The following is a 19,815-nucleotide window of genomic DNA, read 5'->3' on the forward strand; positions in this document are numbered from 1 at the left end:
CCCAGCCGGCCGGTGCGGTCCGCCCCCACTGCGGCCCGCACCGGCCGCCGTCCAAGGAGTACCCGCATGCCCTCCTCCCCGTCCCGAAGGGACGTCCTGCTCACCGGCGCCACGGCCGCTGCCGCGCTCGCCCTGTCCGCCGCACCCGCGCAGGCGGGCCGCCGGCCGCGCGGCCCGTTCGGCCGCTACGGCTCACCCTCCGCCCGGCTCACCCCCGGCACCCTGTACGTCCACCCGCGCGGCGCCGGCGACTTCACCGGCGTCCAGTCCGCCGTCACCGCCGCGACCGGCACCGGACGCACCCTCGTCATCGCGCCCGGCGTCTACCGCGGGACCGTCTCCGTCGACGCCGACCGCACCGGCATGACCTGGATCGGCGCCTCGGAGGATCCCCACGACGTGGTGATCGTCCACGACAACGCGGCCGGCACGCCGAAGCCCGACGGCTCCGGCACCCTCGGCACCTCCGGCTCGGCCACCACCACCCTGCGCCCCGACGGCTTCACCGCCCGCTGGATCACCTTCGCCAACGACTGGCTGCGCACCGACCTGCCCGGCACCAGCGGCACCCAGGCCGTCGCCCTCAAGGTGCAGGGCGACCGCAGCGCCTTCACCCACTGCCGGTTCCTCGGCCACCAGGACACCCTGTACGCCGACTCGCTGTCTCCGGGCACCTTCGCCCGCCAGTACTTCGCCCACTGCTACGTCGAGGGCGACGTCGACTTCGTCTTCGGCCGTGCCACCGCCGTCTTCGAGCACTGCCACTTCCGCACCCTGATCCGCCCCGACCTCACGAGCGCCCCGTACGGCTTCGTCTTCGCGCCCTCCACCGCCGGCGCCAACCCGCACGGCTACCTGGTGACCAGGAGCAGGATCAGCAGCGAGGCCCCCGACGGCCACTACAAGCTGGCCCGCCCCTGGGTGCCCGGCTCCGACCCGAGGGCCCGCCCGATGCTCACCGTCCGGGAGACCCGGCTCGGCGCCGGCATCGACGCGGTCGCGCCGTACACCGACATGTCCAGCGGCCACCCCTGGCAGGAGCAGCGGTTCGCCGAGTACCGCAACACCGGCCCCGGCGCGGTGGTCACCGTGCCCGTCAACCGGCCCCAGCTGTCCCGGGCCGAGGCCGCCTCCCACACCCCGCAGACCTTCCTCGGCGACTGGAGGCCCCGCGGGTGACCTCCGTCCCGGGCCCGCCCGGCCTGCACCAGGCGCTCAAGGACGACCTGACCTTCCCGCTCGCCTGGGGCACCTCGCCCGTCCGCGACTTCGCCCAGTGGCGCCGGGCGGCCCGGGCCGTGGTCGAGGAACACCTGATCGTGCCGGAGCAGGACGCGGTCCCGTACGCGCCCGAGTACACCACCGGACCCGGGGCGGACGGCTACGGGCGGGAACTGGTGACGCTCTCGCTGACCCGTCACACCCGGGTGCGCGGCGCCCTGCTCACCCCGCACGGCACCGGCCCGTTCCCGGCCGTCCTGCTGCTGCACGACCACGGCTCCCGCTTCGACATCGGCAAGGAGAAGTGCGTCCGTCCCTGGTACGACGACACCCGGCTCGCCTCCGCCGAGGAGTGGGCCGGGCGGTACTACGGCGGACGCTTCACCGGCGACGAACTCGCCCGGCGCGGCCACGTCGTGCTCTGCCTGGACGGGCTCGGCTGGGGCGAGCGCGGGCCGCTCGCGTACGAACAGCAGCAGGCGCTGGCGAGCGACCTCTACCACCTCGGCTCCTCCCTCGCCGGACTCCACGCCCGGGAGGACCAGCGGGCCGCCGCCTTCCTCGCCGGGCTCGGCCGGGTGGACGCCCGCCGGGTCGCCGCCGTCGGTTTCTCCATGGGCGGCTACCGCGCCTGGCAGGCCGCGGCGCTCAGTGACCACGTCGCGGCGGCGGCGAGCGTGTGCTGGATGACCGGGCTCAAGGACATGATGGTGCCCGGCAACAACACCCTGCGCGGGCAGTCGGCGTTCCACATGCTCCACCCCGGACTCGCCCGCCACCTCGACATCCCCGACGTGGCGGCCCTCGCCGCACCGAAGCCGATGCTGTTCTTCCACGGCGCCCGCGACGCCCTGTTCCCCGCCGACGGCGTACGGGTCGCGTACGACAGGCTGCGCGCCGTCTGGCGCGCCTGCGACGCCGGGGAACGGCTGCGGCTGAAGACCTGGCCGCGGCACGGCCACGCCTTCGGCGCCGGGATGCAGGACGAGGTGTACGCCTGGCTGGCCTCCGTCCTGTGAAGGGACCGGGCCGGCGGGCGCGCGCGGGAACGCCCCCGCCGGTCGTCACCGGCGGGGGCGTCCGTCGGGCCGGCCGAGTGGGGGCTCGGTCACGGCCTCCGGTGCGCGTCCGAGGGGGGCTCGGACGGCGCGAACCGGCCCGGAGGGCCGGGCCGGCCGGTCACTCGTAGGTGACGTCCGCGGCCTTGAAGTCGCAGGTCTTGCCGTACGGGCCGACCGGCGACAGCTTCTTGGGCTCCTTGCCGGAGCTGTTGCCGGTGTAGCGGGCGCAGGTCTCGGTCTTCTTCTTGCCGTCGCCGTGGATGCGGACGTTGCGCAGGGTGGCCGTGTCCCCGTAGTTCTCGTTGACGCCGACGATCGACTTGCCGGGCGCGACCACGTCGATGTCGTTCAGCACGATCGTGCGCTTGTACTGCTTCTTGCAGTTGCCGCAGGAGCGCACCAGCTTGCCGAAGTCCTCGACCCGGAAGCCGGTCACGGTGAGCGTGCCGGCGCCGTTGAACTGCAGCACCTTGTCGTCGGCCTTCTTCGCCCCGCCGCCGATCACCTTGTACTGCGCCGACGACGACGTGCCCTTGAAGCTGGCCGCGTCCTCGCCGACGTCCAGCCACCACACGTTCTGCAGGGTGCAACTGCCCTTGCAGTGCACGCCGTCGGCGGCGGGCGTGCCGATGATGACGTTCTTCAGCGTGGCACCGTCGGCCAGCTCGAAGACGGGGTCCTGGCCCTCGTCCTGGCTGTCGCCGCCCAGGGCGCCGGTGCCGTAGAACTTCTTCATGCCGCCGTCGTAGACACCGGAGACCGGAACGGTCTTCGACACCGGCTTGCTGCCGGTGTCGGACGGCCAGGACGAGGAGGCGGCGCCCGCGGTCGACAGCATCGACGTGGTGACGATCGCCGCACCCGTGATGCCGAGCGCGGACATCCCGGCGATCAGGGCCCGCCGCCCGGTGGTGCGGCGGCGGTGGGAGGCGCGCTGTTCGGCTCGTGCAGTCATGCCCGATTCCTTGCGTAAGAGAGTTGGTACGTCTCCTGGTCGCCACCGCCACCGGAAGGGTTGCCGCGTCCGGCGAACTTTTTTCTACGAACTTCCGCCGTCCGCCTCGTCCTTGTCGCGCTGGGCCGCGAAGTCGCCGCCGACCGCGTGCTGTCCGGCCCCGGCACCGGCCTCGGCCGTGTACCGGTCGCCCCCGGCGTCCCGGCCACCGCGTTCGTGGTTGTACTGGCCCGCGAACACCCACTCGCCCGCCGGGACGGTACGCCCCTTCTTCAGCGTCCAGGTGTAGAGGAGGAAGCCGTCCCGCTCGTCCACCGCGAGGTCGAAGTCGTCCTCGGGCAGGGAACGCCAGGCGCCCGTGGAGGACACCCCGCCGGTCTGCTGGATCCGCAGTTCCACGGTGAGCGCGGTCAGCGCGGTCCTCGTCCTCAGCGTCACATTGCTCTGCGCCCAGAACTCGTTGCTGTGCGGGTCCACCGAACCGTCCGACCACAAGGGACCGTCCTCGACCCCGGCCGGCGGCCGGGACGGTGCGGCGGACGAACTCGGCTTCCGGGAGGGAGCGGTGGCCGTGTCCCCGGGCGTGTCCGGGGCGTCCGGCGAGGGGTTCACCGGCGGCTCGGGCGGCCTGCTCGTCGCCTCCGGGGACGGTGTGGGCGTCGGCGAGACGGCCACCTGCCGCTGTGGTGTCCCCTCGTCCTTCACCGCCGACGCCACCGCGTAACCTCCGACCGCCAGCACCCCGGCCACCGCGGCCGTCGCGCTCGCCACCCGCACCCAGCCGAACAGCGGCGGACGGGCGGCCCGATGTTCCGGGCGGGCGGGGCCGGCCATGCCGCGCTCCACCCGCGCCAGCATGCGCTCCCGGTCCGGCTGGTGCGACCCGGCCGCCTCCCGCAGCCGGGCGCGCAGCTCCTCGTGCACGTCCCGCCGCATCATCGGTCCCCTCCCGCGGCCTCGTCGGCCCGCGCGGTCGCCGCCACCGCCGCCTGAACCCGCCGCGGTACCTCCTGCGTGCCCAGCAGCCGCTGCAGTTCGGTCATCCCCTTCGAGGTCTGGCTCTTCACCGTACCCACCGAGATGCCCAGAGCCAGCGCGGTGTCCTTCTCCGAGAGGTCGAAGGCGTGCCGCAGCACCACGCACGCCCGCTTGCGGAACGGCAGCCGGCGCAGCGCCTCCTGCACGTCCACCACGCCCGGCACATCGGGATTCTCGGCGCGTTCCTCCCGCGGCGACCAGAACAGCGCGACCCTCCGCCGCTCGCGCACCGCGCTGCGGATCCGGGTGCGGGCCAGATTCGCCACCACGCCCCGGGCGTACGCGACCGGATGGTCGGCCGCGCGCACCCGGTCCCAGCGGTGCCACAACGCCAGCAGCGCGTCCGCGGCCAGGTCGTCGGCGATGTCCGCGTCACCCGTCAGCAGATGGGCCAGCCGGGACAGTTCGGCGTAGTGGCGTTCGAAGAACGCGTGGAACTCCGCCGCGGCGGTGTCGTCGACGACGGCGCCCACGGGCGACCTCCCCTCGCACAGCGTGAAGTCCGGAGCGTAGCAGCGCTCTTCGCTCACCTGTGCGGAGGGTCGAACGGCGTCCGGTCCGCCGGTCCGCCGAGCGCGCCGTGCGCGCGGTGACGGGGCCGCCCCCGGGGGGATGGGGGCGGCCCCGTCCGTACAGACGTACCGGCGGCGGGAAAGGTTCAGTCCCGCAGGGCCGCCTTCATCGTGGCCCTGGCGACCGGGGCCGCCGGACCGTTGCCGGGGCGTACGGCGTCCTGCTGTTGTTCTCGCCGTGCCGCGCGGTACCGGTCCTGCCGCCCACGGTGGCGCCGGAGATCCGCGCGTTCGACCCCGGACCGGCCGGGTCAGCCGTCCAGGGCGAGCACCAGCTCCTCGATCTCCCCGCCCCGCCCCGGCGCGTACGCCGTGGCCCGCCCGGAGACCTCGAAGCCGCAGCGCCGCAGCACCCGCAGCGACGCCTGGTTGTCGGCGGCCACCCGCGCGTACAGCGGGCGTTCGTCCACCTCGGCCAGCAGGGCGCGCAGCGCGGCCGTGGCGATGCCCTTGCCCCAGTGCGCGCGGTCGACCCAGTACGTCACCTCGCGCTCGCCCGCCTCCCCGTAGACGGCCGCGTTGCCGACCACGTCGCCGTCGCCGAGCACGGTGCGCGCCACGATCTCCGGCGAGCTGCGGATGCGGGCCCAGTGGGCGTCGAAGCGGTCCCGGTCGGCCGGGTCCTCGGGTGTGAAGGCGGCCATGCGCAGCGCCTCCGGGTCGTTCAGCTGGCGGTAGAAGACCGGCAGATCGCTGTCGTGCACCGGCCGCAGGGCGATGTCCACGGTTCAGAGCCTCCGGGTGGCCAGGGTCAGCCGGTCGCGGGCGTCGAACAGGGCGTCCTTGACCATCTGTTCGTGTGCGGGGGTGAGCCGGGCCACCGGCACCGAGCAGCTGATCGCGTCCCGCGCGGGCGTACGGTACGGGATCGCCACGCCGAAGCAGCGCAGCCCCAGCGTGTTCTCCTCGCGGTCCACGGCGAAGCCCTGCTCCCGCACCTGGTGCAGTTCCTCGATGAGCTTCTCCCGGTCGGTGATGGTGTGCTCGGTCAGGGCCGGCAGCGTCTCCGGGAGCATCTTGCGCACCTGTTCGTCGGAGTACGTGCTCAGCAGCGCCTTGCCCAGCGACGTGGAGTGCGCGGGCAGCCGGCGGCCGACCCGGGTGAAGGGGCGCAGGTAGTGCTGCGACTGGCGGGTGGCGAGGTAGACGACGTTGGTGCCGTCGAGCCGGGCGAGGTGGATGGTCTCGGTGGTGTCGTCCGAGAGCCGGTCCAGGGTGGGCCGGGCGGCCGCGACGACCTCGTCGCCGTCGATGTACGACGTGCCCACCAGCAGGGCGCGCACGCCGATGCCGTACCGCGTGCCCGTCGCGTCCGTCTCCACCCAGCCGAGCTCCACGAGCGTGCGGAGCAGCATGTAGAGGCTCGACTTGGGGTAGCCCACGGCCTCCTGGACCGCGGCCAGGGAGTGCATGCCGGGGCGCCCGGCGAAGTATTCGAGCAGTTCAACGGTCCGCACCGCGGACTTGACCTGCGACCCGCCGCCTGTCTCGCCAGCCGACATCGCCCTTGACCCCTTCGTTCGCCGGGAAATAGTCTCCGAAGCGCATTCATCTACAGAGACAGCGTTCAGCATATCGAACACCGCTGAGGGATGACGCACATACGGCGGCATCGCACGCGGCGATCAAGTGGAGGGACCCCGGTGGCAGCAGCACCAGTCTGGAGTGTCGACCCCCGAACCGGGAAGCAGCGCGAACAGGTTGCGGTGGAGGCCACAGCCCAGGAGGTGGACACCGCCGTCCGCGCCGCGCACGACGCGCGCGGCGCGCTGACGGACCGCGGTGTCCGCGCGGCCTTCCTGCGCACCGCCGCCGACGAGCTCGAGGCGGCCCGCGACCGGCTCGTCGAGGCCGCCGACGCGGAGACCGCGCTCGGCCCGGCCCGGCTCACCGGCGAACTCGCCCGCACCTGCTACCAGCTGCGGGCCTTCGCCCGCATCGTCGACGAGGGCGCCTTCCTCGACGTCGTCATCGACCACCCCGACGACACCGCCACCCCGCCCGTGCCGGACCTGCGCCGCTACAAGATCCCGCTGGGTGTCGTCGCCGTCTACTCGGCGTCCAACTTCCCCTTCGCGTTCTCCGTGGCCGGCGGCGACACCGCGAGCGCGCTCGCGGCCGGCTGCCCGGTCGTCGTCAAGGCCCACCCCGACCACCCGGCCCTGTCCGAGCTGGTCGCCGCGGTGCTGCGCCGGGCCGCCGCCCGGCACGACATCCCCGGCGGCGTCCTCGGCCTGGTGCACGGCTTCGAGGCCGGCATCGCCCTGATCGAGCACCCGCTGGTCGCGGCCGCCGGCTTCACCGGCTCCGTCCGTGGCGGGCGCGCCCTCTTCGACGCGGCCGCCGCCCGGCCCGTACCGATCCCCTTCCACGGTGAACTGGGCTCCCTGAACCCGGTCGTCGTCACCGAGGCCGCCGCCGCCGAGCGCGGCGAGGCCATCGGCGCCGGGCTCGCCGGCTCGATGACGCTCGGCGTCGGCCAGTTCTGCGTCAAGCCCGGCCTGGTCCTCGCCCCCGCCGGACCGTCCGGCGACGCGCTGCTGAAGTCCCTGACGGAGGCGGTCAGCGACACCGAGGCGGGCGTCCTGCTCGATCACCGCATGCGCGACAACTTCGTCGCCGGCGTCGCCGAGCGCACCGGACTGCCCGACGTGGAGTCCCCGGTGACCCCGGGCGCCGGCGGCGAGCACACCGTCAGCGCGGGCTTCCTCACCGTCCCCGCGAGCCGGCTGGCCGAGGAGGGCGCGCACGACCTGCTCCTGGAGGAGTGCTTCGGCCCGGTCACCGTGGTGGCCCGCTACGAGGACGACGACGAGGTGCGCGGTGTGCTGTCCCGGCTGCCGGGCAACCTCACGGCGACGGTCCAGCTGTCCGCCGCCGAGGCGGCCGGCGAGGGCCGCGGGGCCGAACTGGTGCGGGACCTGACACCGCTCGCGGGACGCGTCCTGGTGAACGGCTGGCCGACGGGCGTCGCGGTCGCCCCGGCACAGCACCACGGCGGCCCCTACCCGGCGACCACCTCCACCTCCACGTCGGTGGGCGGCACCGCCATCGAGCGCTGGCTGCGGCCGGTCGTCTACCAGGGCACCCCCGAGGCGCTGCTGCCCGCGGAGCTCAGGGACGACAACCCCCTGGGACTGCCCCGGAGGTTCAACGGCGGCCTGGAGCGCTGAGGACGCTCACCCCGCGGTCGGCTCCAGGCCCGCGTCCCGGGCCAGGAGCGCCGCCTGCACCCGGTTGTCGCAGTCGAGCTTGGTCAGGATGCGGCTGACGTACGTCTTCACCGTGGCCTCGCTCATGTGCAGCCGCGCGCCGGCGTCCGCGTTGGACAGGCCCTCGCCGAGCAGGGCCAGCACCTCGCGTTCGCGCCCGGTCAGGCCCGCCAGGCGCCGCCGCGCCTCCTCGCCGCGCACGGTGGCGGCGGGGGAGGCGAGGGTGTCCACCACGTGCCGGGTGGCGGCCGGCGACAGATAGGCGTTGCCGGCCGCTGCCGCGCGGACCGCGTGGATCAGTTCCTGCGGCGCGGAGTCCTTCAGCAGGAAGCCCGCGCTGCCGTGGCCGAGCGCCCGCAGGACGTTGTCGCGTTCCCCGAACGTGGTCAGGATCAGCACCCGTACCGACGGCACGCAGCGGGCCATCTCGGCCAGCGCGGTCAGACCGTCCATCTCGGGCATCTGGATGTCCAGCAGGGCCACGTCGACCGCGGTGCGGCGCGCGGTCTCCACCGCCTCCCGGCCGTCGCGGGCCTCGGCGACGACATCGATGTCCTCGGCGGAGGTCAGGATCATCCTGATGCCGGCCCTGATGAGCGGCTCGTCGTCGGCGACGAGAACCCGGATCACACGGCCTCCTGCGCGGGGTCGGTAGGACAAGATGACGGAGCCCGCCCATCATGCCCGATCCCGCCCCCCGTGCGGACGCGTACCGCGGGCTCATATCTCGTGCGGATAGGACTCCTTGGAGGACAGCTTCCCGTCGGTGAAGCAGAACCGGTAGACGATGTCCTCCTCGTCGTCCACGAAGTGCTCGCAGGTCGCGTCCTCCGGCAGCGGCGGGCCGTCCTTCTCCACGCCGTCGGTGAGCAGCGAGTCGCCTTCCGGGAACTTCTCGCGGAGGTCCGCCTCGGCGTCCCCGACCCGGGCCGACTCGTAGACGCCGGCCGGGATGACGCCCGCCTCCACTTCGTCCAGCAGTTTCGACACCCCCCACACCAGCAGGCCGACGATGCCCGTGACGATGACGACGGCGACGAGGGAACACCCCAGGGTGACGTTCTTCCTGCTGCTCATGATGGCGGCGAACTCCTTCTGCGGATCGGGCCGGTGGTCGGTGCCGGCACCACCCTCGCCCGCCGCGGCCCCACCGGTCCGCCCCCGGAAGTCGTCGTCCGCGACGACGGAAGTCGCGCCCCGCGGACGGGACGCCGTGCCGCCGTCGCCGTAGGGCAGCACACCGGCGAGCCGGAAACCCCCGTCGGGGGTGGGCCCGGTGTGCACCATGCCGCCGACCAGCCGGGCCCGCTCGCCGAGGCCCGCCAGGCCCTGGCCGCCGCTGACCGGGGGCGGACCCGCGGGTGTCCCGGCGGGGACCGGCCCGTTGGCCACCTCGACGAGGAGGCTGTCCGGCTCGTAGCGCAGGGACACGGTGATCGGGGCGCCCGGCGCGTGCTTGTGCGCGTTGGTCAGGCCCTCCTGGGCGATGCGGTACACCGCGTGGTCGGCGGCGGGCGCGAGGGGCCGTTCGGTGCCCGAGCGGCACAGCTCCACCGCCGTGCCCGCGGCCCGCGACGACTCCACCAGCCGGTCGACGGAGGCCGCCACCCGGGCCGACGGGGACCCGGCGTCGTCCTGGGGCGTCCGTGCGGCGTCCGCCACGCCGTCCCGCAGGATGCCCACCGCCTCCCGCAGCTCCCGCATCGCCGTCCTGGAGGCCTCCCGGAGGATGCCCACCCCTTCCCGCTGCCGGTCGCCCAGTTCCGGGTCCACCTCCAGCGCGCCGGTGTGCACGGCGATCAGGGCGAGCTGGTGCCCGAGGCTGTCGTGCATGTCCTGGGCGATGCGCTGCCGTTCCAGCAACCGGGCCTGGTGCGCCACCATCGTCTGCTCGCGCACCAGTTGGGCGTTGTGCCGCTGCAGCGCGTCCAGCAGGTCGTGACGCTGGGCGCGGTACCGGGAGGCGAGTCCCGGCACGACCGCGAGGACCAGGAACGGGCTGGCGCCCAGCACGGCCGTCATCAGCAGCGACAGGCCGAGCTCCTCGCCGGCCGTGCTGCCGAGACTCGCGGCGAAGAAGAGCACCAGCCCGGCGGCGTACGCGGCCAGCGCGCGCCACGGGCTCTTGACACGGCTGCCCGCCGACCAGCTCGCGTAGATCAGCAGGGGCACCGTGCCGGCGACCGCCCCGGCCAGCGCGGAGGAGATCATCAGCACTGTCGCGGGCAGCGCGCGGCGGCCCAGCGACAGCACGGCGACGGCCAGGGCGAGGCCCGCGGCCCGCGCAGGGGAGCCCGACTCCGTCGCCTGGAGCAGCCCCGCGAGCCCGGAGAGCACCAGGGCGAGGACGGCCTCCCCGACGACGCGCCCGCGGGACCAGGGGGAGGCGGCGGCGATCCGGGAACGGAGCGGCAGCTCGGCGCGGGGTGTATCGGCTACGTCCACGCGCAGACCATAGAGGCCCCCACCCGGGTGCCCGCATCCCCCCTTCGGCGCGCTGCCGCACGACGAAAGTGAACACACCCCGCCGCCACCGCCTCTTGTCCTCTTTGGTCGTCGGAGGCGTCGACTTACGGAGACTCCCCCCGGCCCGGGGCGCGGGACGACGATGGCCCCGCCGGACGCGAGCGGGAGGCGACGGCAGGCACGGGCCGGACCGGCCCGACGATGCGAGGGAGCGCGGCAGTGAACAGCACACCGGGGCAGGGACACGGCCGGTTCACCGTACGGCAGAGGACCACCCTCATGGTCAACCGGTACGTCGTGACCGAGACGCTGTCCGACGGCTCCGACGGCAGGGTCCTCGCCTTCGCCGAGCAGAAGCGGATGACGCTCAGGGAACAGATGACCTTCCACACCGACGAGTCCGGGCGGAAGGTCCTGTTCACCGCCACCGCGCGCCAGGTCGTCGACCTCGGCGCGGTCTACGACGTGAGCGACGCGGACGGCCGGCCCATCGGCACGTTCCGCAAGAGGTTCGCCGCCTCCCTGCTGCGTGCGACGTGGGAGCTCGACCAGCCCGGCTCGCTCGCCGCCGTCGGGCGCGAACGCAACCGGTTCGTGGCCGTGGCCCGCCGCCTGTGGGACCTGCTGCCGCTCGACCTCGTGCCGTTCATGTGGCCGTACCACTTCGACTTCGTCTCGGACGGCGGGCCGGTGATGAGGGTGGACAAGAAGTTCGGGCTGCGCGACCGCTACGCCGTCGACGTGTCCTCGCCCGCCCTCGACCCGCGCCTCGCCATCGCCCAGGCCGTGGCCCTGGACGCCCTGCAGTCCCGCTGACCTCGGGCGCCACCCCTCGGGCCCGGTGGCGGGCCGCGCCTGGGAGACTTCCGCCATGGACCTGAAAATCGCCGAACTCCCCTTTCCCTTGCGCACCTACGGACCCGACGGCTCCTGGTCGTACGAGGACGGTGTCCTCACCGGGTGGGCCGGGGCGCGGCAGGACCGTTTCGTCCCGCCGACCGGCGAGGCCCTGGACCCGGCCGCGGACGCGCCGCGGCTGCTGGGCGCCCCCGAGGGCGACTTCCAGCTGATCGCGCGGGTCACGGTCGGCTTCGCCGGCACCTTCGACGCCGGGGTGCTGTACGTCCACGTCGGCGAGCGGGCCTGGGCCAAGCTCTGCCTGGAGTACTCCCCGGACGTGCCCACCGTCTGCACCGTGGTCACCCGGGGCCACTCGGACGACGCCAACTCCTTCACCGTCGACGGCAGTTCCGTCTGGCTCCGGGTGAGCCGCACCGGCCGTGCCTTCGCCTTCCACGCGTCCCGCGACGGCGAGCGGTGGACCTTCGTCCGGTTCTTCACCCTCGGCGAGGAGAAGGAGACCGGCGCCGCCCTGGTCGGCTTCATGACGCAGTCACCGATGGGGGAGGGCTGCGTGGTGACCTACGACCACCTCGAGTACCGGCCGCACTGGCCGCGCGATCTGCGGGACGGCAGCTGAGGGGGGAATGAAACCGGCTGCTTGAAGGTTCATCCAGTTGCGAGGGGGCCCCGGCACCCGCGCGACCCGCACCCGTACCAGTACCCGCACGACCCTGGAGAGAGCCGACTCATGCGCGTCGAGATCTGGAGCGACATCGCCTGCCCCTGGTGTTATGTCGGAAAGGCCCGTTTCGAGAAGGCGCTGGCCTCCTTCCCGCACCGTGAGCAGGTCGAGGTGGTGCACCGCTCCTTCGAACTCGACCCGGGCCGTGCCAAGGGCGACATCCAGCCGGTGATCACCATGCTGACCGGGAAGTACGGCATGAGCGAGGCGCAGGCCCAGGCCGGCGAGGACAACCTGGGCGCCCAGGCCGCCGCCGAGGGCCTGCCCTACCGCACCCGGGGCCGCGACCACGGCAACACCTTCGACATGCACCGGCTGCTGCACTTCGCCCGCGAGCGGGGACGCCAGGTGGAGCTGCTCGACCGGTTCTACACGGCGAACTTCGCCGAGGAGCGGTCCGTCTTCGGCGACGACGAACGGCTCGTCGAGCTGGCCGGCGAGGCCGGCCTCGACACCGACGCCGTACGCGAGGTCCTCGCCGACCCCGAGGCCTACGCCGACGAGGTCCGCGCCGACGCACGCGAGGCCGCGGAGCTCGGCGCGAACGGTGTGCCGTTCTTCGTCCTCGACCGCACGTACGGCGTCTCCGGCGCCCAGCCCGCCGAGGTCTTCACCCAGGCGCTCACCCGGGCCTGGGGCGAGCGGCCGCCGCTGCGGACGGTCGGCGGCGACAGCGATGCCCAGGCGTGCGGCCCGGACGGATGCGCGGTGCCGCAGAAGTAGAACGATCCAGGTCAGGGCGCATGCGTAAGCGTTCCTTCGCGGTAGCGCGCACCATCCGCCCATGGACGGGGAGATCACGGGGCCGCACAGTGGATCCATGGAGACCCTGGAGAACCTCGTCCGTGCCGAGTTCGCCCCGAAGACGACCTACCTGAACACCGCGAGCAACGCCCTCCTGCCGGCCCGTACGGTGACCGCGCTGGAGCACGCCGCGCGGCTGCGCGTGGAGGGCCGTCCGCTGGACTCCCTGAACGCCGACGTCGAGGCCGGCCGGGCCGCCTACGCCCGGCTGGCGGGCGTCCCGGCCGAGCGTGTCGCGGCCGGTGCCACGGCCGCCCTGTACACCTCGCTGGTCGCGGCCTCGCTGCCGCCGGGCGCCGAAGTCCTCACCGCGGAGGACGACTTCACCTCCGTGCTCAACGCCTTCCACACCCGTGGTGACCTCAAGGTGCGGGCCGTGCCGCTGGAGCGGATCGCCGACTCCGTACGGCCGGGCACGGCACTGGTGGCGGTCAGCGCGGTCCAGTCCGCCGACGGCCGGATCGCCGACCTGACGGCGCTGTGCGAGGCGGCCCGGACGCACGGGGCGCGCACCTACGTCGACTTCTCCCAGGCGGCCGGCTGGCTGCCCATGGAGGCCGGCGCCTTCGACTACTCCGTCTCCATCACCTACAAGTGGCTGCTCGGGCCGCACGGTGCGGCCTTCCTCGTCGTGCCCGAGGACCTCGGCGATCTGCCGCCGTTCCAGGCGAGCCACGTGGGCGCGGAGCACCCCTGGGCCATCTGCTACGGTCCGGTCACCGAACTCGCCCGCTCGGCCCGGCGGTTCGACTCCAGCCCGGCCCTGTTCACCTACGCGGGCCTGCGGGCCTCCCTCGAACTCGTCGAGGAGGTCGGCGTGGACGCGATCCGCGCCCACGACCTGGACCTCGCCGGGCGCTTCCGCGCCGGCCTCGCGACCCTGGGCCACACGCCCGTGTCCGCGCCCGGTTCACCGATCGTGTCCGTGCCCGGACTCGGCCACCGTCAGTCCGCCCTGGCGGCCGCCGGCGTCCAGGTGTCCGACCGCGCGGGCCACCTGCGGGCGTCCTTCCACCTGTACAACACGGCCGACGACGTGGACCGGCTGCTCGACGCCCTGTCCGGCTGACCCTCCCGCCGGGCACACGGCAGCGGGCCGGTGCCTCCCTGTCCCACACGAGGAGGCCCCGGCCCGCGGTCCGGGCGGTGTGTCCACCGCACCGGCACGGCGGCTACCGCACCGGCGTGAAGTCCCGCGCCCCGATGAACTCGGGCCGCCTGATCGGTGCCGCGAACGGCTCGACCGCCGTGTTCTCGACGCTGTTGAACACGATGAACACGTTGCTGCGCGGGAACGGCGTGATGTTGTCGCCGGAGCCGTGCATGGCGTTGCAGTCGAACCAGGTCGCCGAGCCGGCCCTGCCGGTGAACAGCCTGATGCCGTGCTCCGACGCCATCCGGGTCAGCGCCTCGTCGGACGGGGTCCCCGCGTCCTGCATCTGCAGGGACTTCTTGTAGTTGTCCTTCGGCGTGGCCCCGGCGCACCCGAGGAACGTCTTGTGCGACCCCGGCATGATCATGAGACCGCCGTTGGTGTCGTAGTTCTCGGTGAGCGCGATCGAGACCGATATCGTGCGCATGTTCGGCAGGCCGTCCTCGGCGTGCCAGGTCTCGAAGTCCGAGTGCCAGTAGAAGCCACTGGCCCCGAAGCCCGGCTTGACGTTGATCCGCGACTGGTGGACGTAGACGTCCGAACCGAGGATCTGCCGGGCCCGCCCGACGACCCGCTCGTCACGCACCAGGTTCGCGAAGACCTCGCTGATCCTGTGCACCTCGAAGACGGACCGGATCTCCTTGGACTGCGGCTCCACGATCGACCGCTCGTCCGCGCGGATGTCCGGGTCGTTGACCAGCCGCTCCAGCTCGCGCCGGTACACGGCCACCTCGTCGGGACCGATCAGCTGGTCGATGGCGAGGAAGCCGTCGCGGTCCAGCGCCTGCAGGTCACCGGCCGACACGGGCCCGGGGGTGTCCGGGGAACCCCAGACGACCGGGTCCTGCCGGGGGGTGGCCACCTCGGTGGCGCCGCGCGTGGGATAGAGGTCGGTGACGTTCGTGGTCGTGGTCACGGTGACTCACACCTCCTCGGTGAGCAGCGGGTATACGCCGTTCTCGTCGTGGTCCTCCCGTCCGGTGACGGGCGGGTTGAAGACACAGATGCAGTGGAAGTCCTCCTTGACCTTGAGCGTGTGCCGCTCGTGGCCGTTGAGGAGGTACATGGTGCCGGGGGTGATGTGGTACGTCTCCCCGGTCTCGCGGTCGGTCAGCTCGGCGTCGCCCTTGGTGCAGACGACGGCCTCGATGTGGTTCGCGTACCACATCGACGTCTCCGTACCCGCGTAGAGGATCGTCTCGTGCAGGGAGAAGCCGACCTTCTCCTTGGCGAGGACGATGCGCTTGCTCTCCCAGGTGCCGGACGCGGACTTCACGTGCCGGTCGGTGCCTTCGAGCTCCTTGAACGAACGGACGATCACGGTGTTGCGATGCCTCCTCGGCTGGGATGTGTCTTTCAGGCGGTTTCCCGGACGGCGCGGGCGAGGGTGGTGAGGCCCTCGTCCAGGTCGTCCGAGGTGATGGTCAGGGACGGGAGCAGCTTGACGACCTCGCTCTCCGGGCCGGACGTCTCGATCAGCAGCCCGAGTTCGAAGGCGCGCTTGGCGATGCGGCCCGCGCGCTCCTTGTCGTGGAACTCCAGTCCCCACACCAGGCCGCGGCCGCGGTACTCCTTGACGTCGGCGAGGTTCTCCTCGGTGATGGCGATCAGCGCCTGCTCGACCTGCTCGCCGCGCGAACGGGTCTGCTTCTCCATCGCGGAGCCGTCCGCCCAGTACGCCTCCAGGGCCGCGGTGGCCGTGACGAAGGCGGGGTTGTTGCCGCGGAAGGTGCCGTTGTGCTCGCCCGGCTCCCAGACGTCGAGTTCGGGCTTGAACAGGGTGAGCGCCATCGGCAGCCCGTAGCCGCTGATCGACTTGGACACGGTGACGATGTCGGGCGTGATGCCGGCCTCCTCGAAGGAGAAGAAGGCACCGGTGCGGCCGCAGCCCATCTGGATGTCGTCGACGATGAGCAGCATGTCCTGGCGCTCGCACAGGGCGGCCAGGGCGCGCAGCCACTCGGGCCGGGCGACGTTGATGCCGCCCTCGCCCTGCACCGTCTCGACGATCACGGCGGCGGGCTTGTTGAGGCCGGAGCCCTGGTCCTCCAGGAGCCGCTCGAACCAGAGGAAGTCCTCGACCTTGCCGTCGAAGTAGTTGTCGAACGGCATCGGCGTGCCGTGCACCAGCGGGACGCCGGCGCCGGCCCGCTTGAAGGCGTTGCCGGTCACGGCGAGCGAGCCCAGCGACATGCCGTGGAAGGCGTTGGTGAACGACACGATCGCCTCGCGTCCCTTCACCTTCCGCGCCAGCTTCAGCGCGGACTCCACGGCGTTGGTGCCCGTCGGGCCCGGGAACATGACCTTGTACGGCAGGTCGCGCGGGCGCAGGATGTAGTTCTGGAAGGACTCCAGGAAGGCGCGCTTGGCCGTCGTCGACATGTCGAGGCCGTGCGTGACGCCGTCCCGCTCCAGGTAGTCGATCAGCGCCCGTTTCAGGACGGGGTTGTTGTGCCCGTAGTTGAGTGAGCCGGCTCCGGCGAAGAAGTCGAGGTACTCGTGGCCGTCCTCGTCGTACATGCGGCTGCCGTGCGCACGGTCGAAGACGGTGGGCCAGCCGCGGCAGTAGCTGCGTACCTCGGACTCGAGGGTCTCGAAGACGCTGAGGTCGGGCTGGGTGATGGTCACGGCAAATCGCTCCTCGGTGGCGTGGGAAGTCAGAGGGAGTCGGAAGATCAGGGGGGTCGGGCCGGGCGGGCCGGTCAGAGTGCGAACGGCCCGATGCGGTACAGGACCTCGGGGTCGTGCGGTCCGTCGGGGAAGTGGCCGGCGTCGAACAGCACCTCGCGCTCCAGCAGGGCGTCGTGGCGCTCCGCGAACGCGGTGAACAGGCGCTCGGACGCGGTGTTGCCCGGCGTGATGGTGGTCTCCACGGTGTCCACCCCGTGCTCGGCCGCGGTCCGGGCGGCCAGACCGTCGAGCAGGGCGGCGGCCAGACCGCGGCCGCGGTGGGACGCGTCGACCGCGACCTGCCAGACCAGCAGGGTGCGCGGGCTGTCCGGCCGCAGGAATCCGGTGACGAAGCCGATCGGCTCGCCGCGCTCGTCACGAGCGACGGCCGACGTGGCGGCGAAGTCACGGCACCACAGCAGATAGCTGTACGACGAGTTCAGGTCGAGGACCTTCGAGTCCCTGGCTATCCGCCACAGCTCGGCTCCGTCCGCCACGGTGGGGCGGTCGATTTGCAGGTCTGCTTGTGCGGCAGTCATGCGAATTGAACTTACCCAGGTAAATTCAAAATTGCATCGTCTCTCGGGGTTACGTGCAGGCGCGATCTGTGTTATCGCGCGTGCGGGCAGGTCCGCGCGAGATCACGGCGGGATGCACCATTTGTCCTGGTGCATACGCGACAAAAGGGACCGCTTGTGGATCCGGTCACAAGTATGTAACTCCCGTGACGGCCCTCGGAATGCTCGCGAAATCGTGGCGTTTAGGCCCGGAGATCCGGGGCAGAAGAAGACGGGAAGCTACTCGCCGGATAATAGAAAAATAAGCGATGGAATACGTCGGGGGAATGCGCGCGAATGATTTCAGGATTCCCTGGAATTCATCCCCCGGTGGCCCGCCCGACGTTTCCGGGCGGGGCCGCCGGGCCCCGCGGGCGATCAGCGCCAGGCGGCGTCCGCGGCCCGCAGGGCCCCGTCCGTGTCCACGCGGAGGCCCGTCTCGCCGAGGGCGGCTCCCAGCGCCGCCAGACTCGCCCGCACGGCGCCCGGCCTCGCCTCCGGCCCGTAGTGGTTGACGCGGATCATCTCGCCCGCCAGCGCCCCGCCCCCGGCGGCCAGCGGGAGGGCCGGGTCGGCGGACAGGGCGCGGGCCACCAGGTCCGCCGCCACCGTCCCGGACGGCGCCCGCAGGGTCGTGGCGACCGGGGCGGCCTCCGCCGCCTCACGCACGTACGGCTCGAGACCGCCGCCCAGCGCCACCGCGCCGGCCCGCGTCGCCGCCGCGGCCGACGCGTGCCGGGCCATCACCGTCTCCAGGCCCGCCGCCTCGACACGCTCCACGCACGCCTCCAGCGCCAGCATCTCCAGCTGCGCCGGGGCGTGCAGCAGCGCCTTGCGGCCGCCGTCGATCCAGCGCTCCTTCCAGTCCAGCAGCGACAGGTACGAGCGGCGCGGCGCCCGCGGGTTCGCCGCCATCCGCGCCCACGCCCGCTCGCTCACCGACACCGCCGACACCCCGGCGGGACCGCCCAGCGCCTTCTGCGCCCCGATCACGCACAGGTCCACGCCCCACGCGTCCGGCAGCACCGGCTCCGCCCCGACGGACGCCACCGCGTCCAGGTAGAACAGCGCCCCGTGGGCCCGCACCACCTCACCGATCTCCGCGACCGGGTTGGTGTTCCCGGTGGCCGCCTCCGCGTGCACCAGGGACACGAAGTCGATCTCCGGGTGCTCCGTGAAGACGCCTCGGACCTGCTCGGCCGTCACCGCCGTGTGGAACGGCACGGTCAGGTCGATCACCGTCGCGCCGCAGTCCCGCAGCCAGTCGCCGAAGGTCTGCCCGTAGGGGCCGGTGACGACGTTCAGCGCGGTCGTGCCGGGGCCGGCGGTCGCGCGGATCGCGCCCTCCAGCGGCAGCAGCGCCTCACCCTGCGTGATCACGACGTCCTGCCTGGTGCTCAGCAGCCGTGCCACCCGGTCCTCGATCGAGGCGAAGTGAGCGGCGCTCATCGGGGGCAGGTCGAGGAGGAGGTGGGTCACGGCGGGGCTCTCTTTGCTTCGCGACTGCGCGGGTACGGAGGACGAGGTCGAGGGTAGACCTTCGCCCGCAGGGAAGCCCCACCGCGGGGTTCCCAGGCGGAAAGGCCCCCTGCTCATGGGTTTGGTTGGGGAACCTCAAAGACATCCTTATAATCGGAACGTTCAGTTCCCTGACAGGAGGCTCTCCCGTGAAGACGCTCCCCGGCCGCCGGACCCGCATCCTGGCCGCCACCACCGCGACGGCCGGGCTGGTGCTCCTGACCGCCTGCACCTCCAGCGACGACGGAGGGAGCGGCTCCAAGACCGCCGCCGGCGGTGTCGAACTCGTCAAGGCGGGGCAGCTCACCACCTGCACCCACCTGCCGTACCCGCCGTTCCAGTCGGAGATCGACGGCAAGGTGCAGGGCTTCGACGTCGCGCTGATCGACCTGGTCGCCGAGGACCTCGGCGTGAAGCAGGCGATCCTCGACACGCCCTTCGAGAACTTCAAGACCGGTGCCTTCCTCAACTCCGGCGAGTGCGACCTGGCCGCGGCCGGCATGACCATCACCGAGGAGCGGAAGAAGAACGTCGACTTCTCCGACCCTTACTTCAACGCCACCCAGGCGGTCCTCGTCGCCAAGGGCAGCGGCGTCGGCTCCCTGGCGGACGTGAAGACCAAGGACGTCGCGCTCGGCGCCCAGGCGCAGACCACCGGCGAGGACCACGTCAAGAAGGAGGGCCTCGACCCGGTCTCCTTCGAGTCCTCCGACGCCGTCCTCAACGGCCTGCGCACCGGCCAGGTCAAGGCCGTCGTCATCGACTACCCCGTCGTCCAGGGCTGGCTGAAGGACAAGGCGAACGCCGACGCCTTCGAGGTCGCCGAGCAGATCGACACCGGCGAGGAATACGGCGTCACGGTGAAGAAGGGCAACACCGCGCTGCGCGAGGCGATCAACAAGGCGTTCGCCGACGCCAGGGCCGACGGCACGTACAAGAAGCTGTACGAGCGGTGGATCGGCCCGTACGACGAGTCCGCCGCCTCGCCGGCCGCGTCCTGAGC

At 72.5% G+C, this 19,815-nt stretch carries 20 protein-coding genes and 1 pseudogene; 8 read left to right on the forward strand and 13 right to left on the reverse strand.

All coding sequences use genetic code 11. The features are described from left to right. Positions 1-66 precede the first annotated feature (66 nt). Both IE172_RS34340 and IE172_RS05320 read left to right on the forward strand, forming a co-directional pair. The gene (locus IE172_RS34340; RefSeq protein ID WP_229885773.1) at positions 67-1,179 is read left to right on the forward strand and encodes a pectinesterase family protein; all 1,113 of its coding nucleotides are present in this window, start codon (positions 67-69) and stop codon (positions 1,177-1,179) included. Continuing rightward, the gene (locus IE172_RS05320) at positions 1,176-2,240 is read left to right on the forward strand and encodes a dienelactone hydrolase family protein (protein ID WP_229885774.1); all 1,065 of its coding nucleotides are present in this window, start codon (positions 1,176-1,178) and stop codon (positions 2,238-2,240) included. The genes IE172_RS34340 and IE172_RS05320 overlap by 4 nt, the downstream gene beginning before the upstream one ends. Positions 2,241-2,400: 160 nt before the next feature. Here IE172_RS05320 and IE172_RS05325 read toward each other — a convergent pair whose 3' ends face one another. The 6 genes and pseudogenes from IE172_RS05325 to IE172_RS05345 all read right to left on the reverse strand — a co-directional run bounded on the left by IE172_RS05325 (position 2,401) and on the right by IE172_RS05345 (position 6,349). Beyond that, on the reverse strand, positions 2,401-3,237 hold the full coding sequence (locus IE172_RS05325) for a pectate lyase (RefSeq protein ID WP_190095874.1): 837 nt from the start codon (positions 3,235-3,237) through the stop codon (positions 2,401-2,403). Between the two features lie 84 nt (positions 3,238-3,321). Further along, positions 3,322-4,173, reverse strand: coding sequence for a hypothetical protein (locus IE172_RS05330; RefSeq protein WP_190096020.1), 852 nt, complete (start codon positions 4,171-4,173; stop codon positions 3,322-3,324). Further along, the gene (locus tag IE172_RS05335) at positions 4,173-4,748 is read right to left on the reverse strand and encodes a SigE family RNA polymerase sigma factor (protein WP_190096019.1); all 576 of its coding nucleotides are present in this window, start codon (positions 4,746-4,748) and stop codon (positions 4,173-4,175) included. Before IE172_RS05335 ends, IE172_RS05330 begins: the two co-directional genes overlap by 1 nt. A 185-nt stretch (positions 4,749-4,933) precedes the next feature. Next, positions 4,934-5,091, reverse strand: a pseudogene (locus IE172_RS34345) (penicillin-binding protein 2); the annotation flags it as partial. 7 nt (positions 5,092-5,098) lie between these two features. After that, complete coding sequence (locus IE172_RS05340; RefSeq protein WP_190095875.1) at positions 5,099-5,572, reverse strand: GNAT family N-acetyltransferase; 474 nt, start codon at positions 5,570-5,572, stop codon at positions 5,099-5,101. A 3-nt stretch (positions 5,573-5,575) separates the two neighbouring features. After that, on the reverse strand, positions 5,576-6,349 hold the full coding sequence (locus IE172_RS05345; RefSeq protein ID WP_190095876.1) for an IclR family transcriptional regulator: 774 nt from the start codon (positions 6,347-6,349) through the stop codon (positions 5,576-5,578). Positions 6,350-6,490: 141 nt separating this feature from the next. Here IE172_RS05345 and IE172_RS05350 point away from each other — a divergent pair, with 141 nt between their 5' ends. Next, a complete protein-coding gene (locus IE172_RS05350; protein ID WP_190095877.1) occupies positions 6,491-8,020 on the forward strand; it encodes an aldehyde dehydrogenase (NADP(+)) in 1,530 nt (509 codons plus the stop codon). A 6-nt stretch (positions 8,021-8,026) separates the two neighbouring features. Here the strand turns inward: IE172_RS05350 and IE172_RS05355 are convergent, their stop codons facing one another. Continuing rightward, positions 8,027-8,689 (reverse strand): response regulator transcription factor, encoded by a 663-nt coding sequence (locus tag IE172_RS05355; protein ID WP_190095878.1) that lies wholly within the window; start codon positions 8,687-8,689, stop codon positions 8,027-8,029. Positions 8,690-8,779: 90 nt separating this feature from the next. Further along, complete coding sequence (locus IE172_RS05360) at positions 8,780-10,504, reverse strand: sensor histidine kinase (RefSeq protein WP_190095879.1); 1,725 nt, start codon at positions 10,502-10,504, stop codon at positions 8,780-8,782. 222 nt (positions 10,505-10,726) lie between these two features. On the opposite strand from IE172_RS05360, the gene IE172_RS05365 reads away from it, so the two are divergent. The 4 genes from IE172_RS05365 to IE172_RS05380 all read left to right on the forward strand — a co-directional run bounded on the left by IE172_RS05365 (position 10,727) and on the right by IE172_RS05380 (position 13,983). Then, positions 10,727-11,341 carry an LURP-one-related family protein gene (locus IE172_RS05365; protein ID WP_190095880.1) on the forward strand — a complete coding sequence of 205 codons (615 nt, stop codon included), beginning with the start codon at positions 10,727-10,729 and terminating at the stop codon, positions 11,339-11,341. Between the two features lie 55 nt (positions 11,342-11,396). Continuing rightward, complete coding sequence (locus IE172_RS05370) at positions 11,397-12,005, forward strand: DUF1349 domain-containing protein (RefSeq protein ID WP_190095881.1); 609 nt, start codon at positions 11,397-11,399, stop codon at positions 12,003-12,005. 111 nt (positions 12,006-12,116) lie between these two features. Next, positions 12,117-12,833, forward strand: coding sequence for a DsbA family oxidoreductase (locus tag IE172_RS05375; RefSeq protein ID WP_190095882.1), 717 nt, complete (start codon positions 12,117-12,119; stop codon positions 12,831-12,833). A 61-nt stretch (positions 12,834-12,894) separates the two neighbouring features. Next, positions 12,895-13,983, forward strand: coding sequence for an aminotransferase class V-fold PLP-dependent enzyme (locus IE172_RS05380; RefSeq protein WP_229885775.1), 1,089 nt, complete (start codon positions 12,895-12,897; stop codon positions 13,981-13,983). A gap of 103 nt (positions 13,984-14,086) precedes the next feature. Here IE172_RS05380 and thpD read toward each other — a convergent pair whose 3' ends face one another. The 5 genes from thpD to IE172_RS05405 form a co-directional block, all read right to left on the reverse strand. Then, on the reverse strand, positions 14,087-14,983 hold the full coding sequence (gene thpD, locus IE172_RS05385) for an ectoine hydroxylase (protein WP_190095883.1): 897 nt from the start codon (positions 14,981-14,983) through the stop codon (positions 14,087-14,089). 6 nt (positions 14,984-14,989) lie between these two features. Then, positions 14,990-15,388: an ectoine synthase gene (locus IE172_RS05390; protein ID WP_190095884.1), complete on the reverse strand. Its 399-nt coding sequence runs from the start codon at positions 15,386-15,388 to the stop codon at positions 14,990-14,992. Between the two features lie 35 nt (positions 15,389-15,423). Next, entirely contained in the window at positions 15,424-16,695 is a 1,272-nt protein-coding gene (gene ectB / locus IE172_RS05395; RefSeq protein WP_190095885.1) for a diaminobutyrate--2-oxoglutarate transaminase, read from the reverse strand. 74 nt (positions 16,696-16,769) lie between these two features. Beyond that, the gene (gene ectA, locus IE172_RS05400; protein WP_190095886.1) at positions 16,770-17,276 is read right to left on the reverse strand and encodes a diaminobutyrate acetyltransferase; all 507 of its coding nucleotides are present in this window, start codon (positions 17,274-17,276) and stop codon (positions 16,770-16,772) included. A 396-nt stretch (positions 17,277-17,672) separates the two neighbouring features. Next, complete coding sequence (locus tag IE172_RS05405; protein WP_190095887.1) at positions 17,673-18,773, reverse strand: pyridoxal-phosphate-dependent aminotransferase family protein; 1,101 nt, start codon at positions 18,771-18,773, stop codon at positions 17,673-17,675. Between the two features lie 188 nt (positions 18,774-18,961). On the opposite strand from IE172_RS05405, the gene IE172_RS05410 reads away from it, so the two are divergent. Then, positions 18,962-19,813: a transporter substrate-binding domain-containing protein gene (locus IE172_RS05410; protein ID WP_190095888.1), complete on the forward strand. Its 852-nt coding sequence runs from the start codon at positions 18,962-18,964 to the stop codon at positions 19,811-19,813. The last annotated feature ends 2 nt before the right edge of the window (positions 19,814-19,815 follow it).

The organism is Streptomyces griseoflavus (assembly GCF_014649995.1).
Classification (GTDB): Bacteria; Actinomycetota; Actinomycetes; order Streptomycetales; family Streptomycetaceae; genus Streptomyces; species Streptomyces griseoflavus.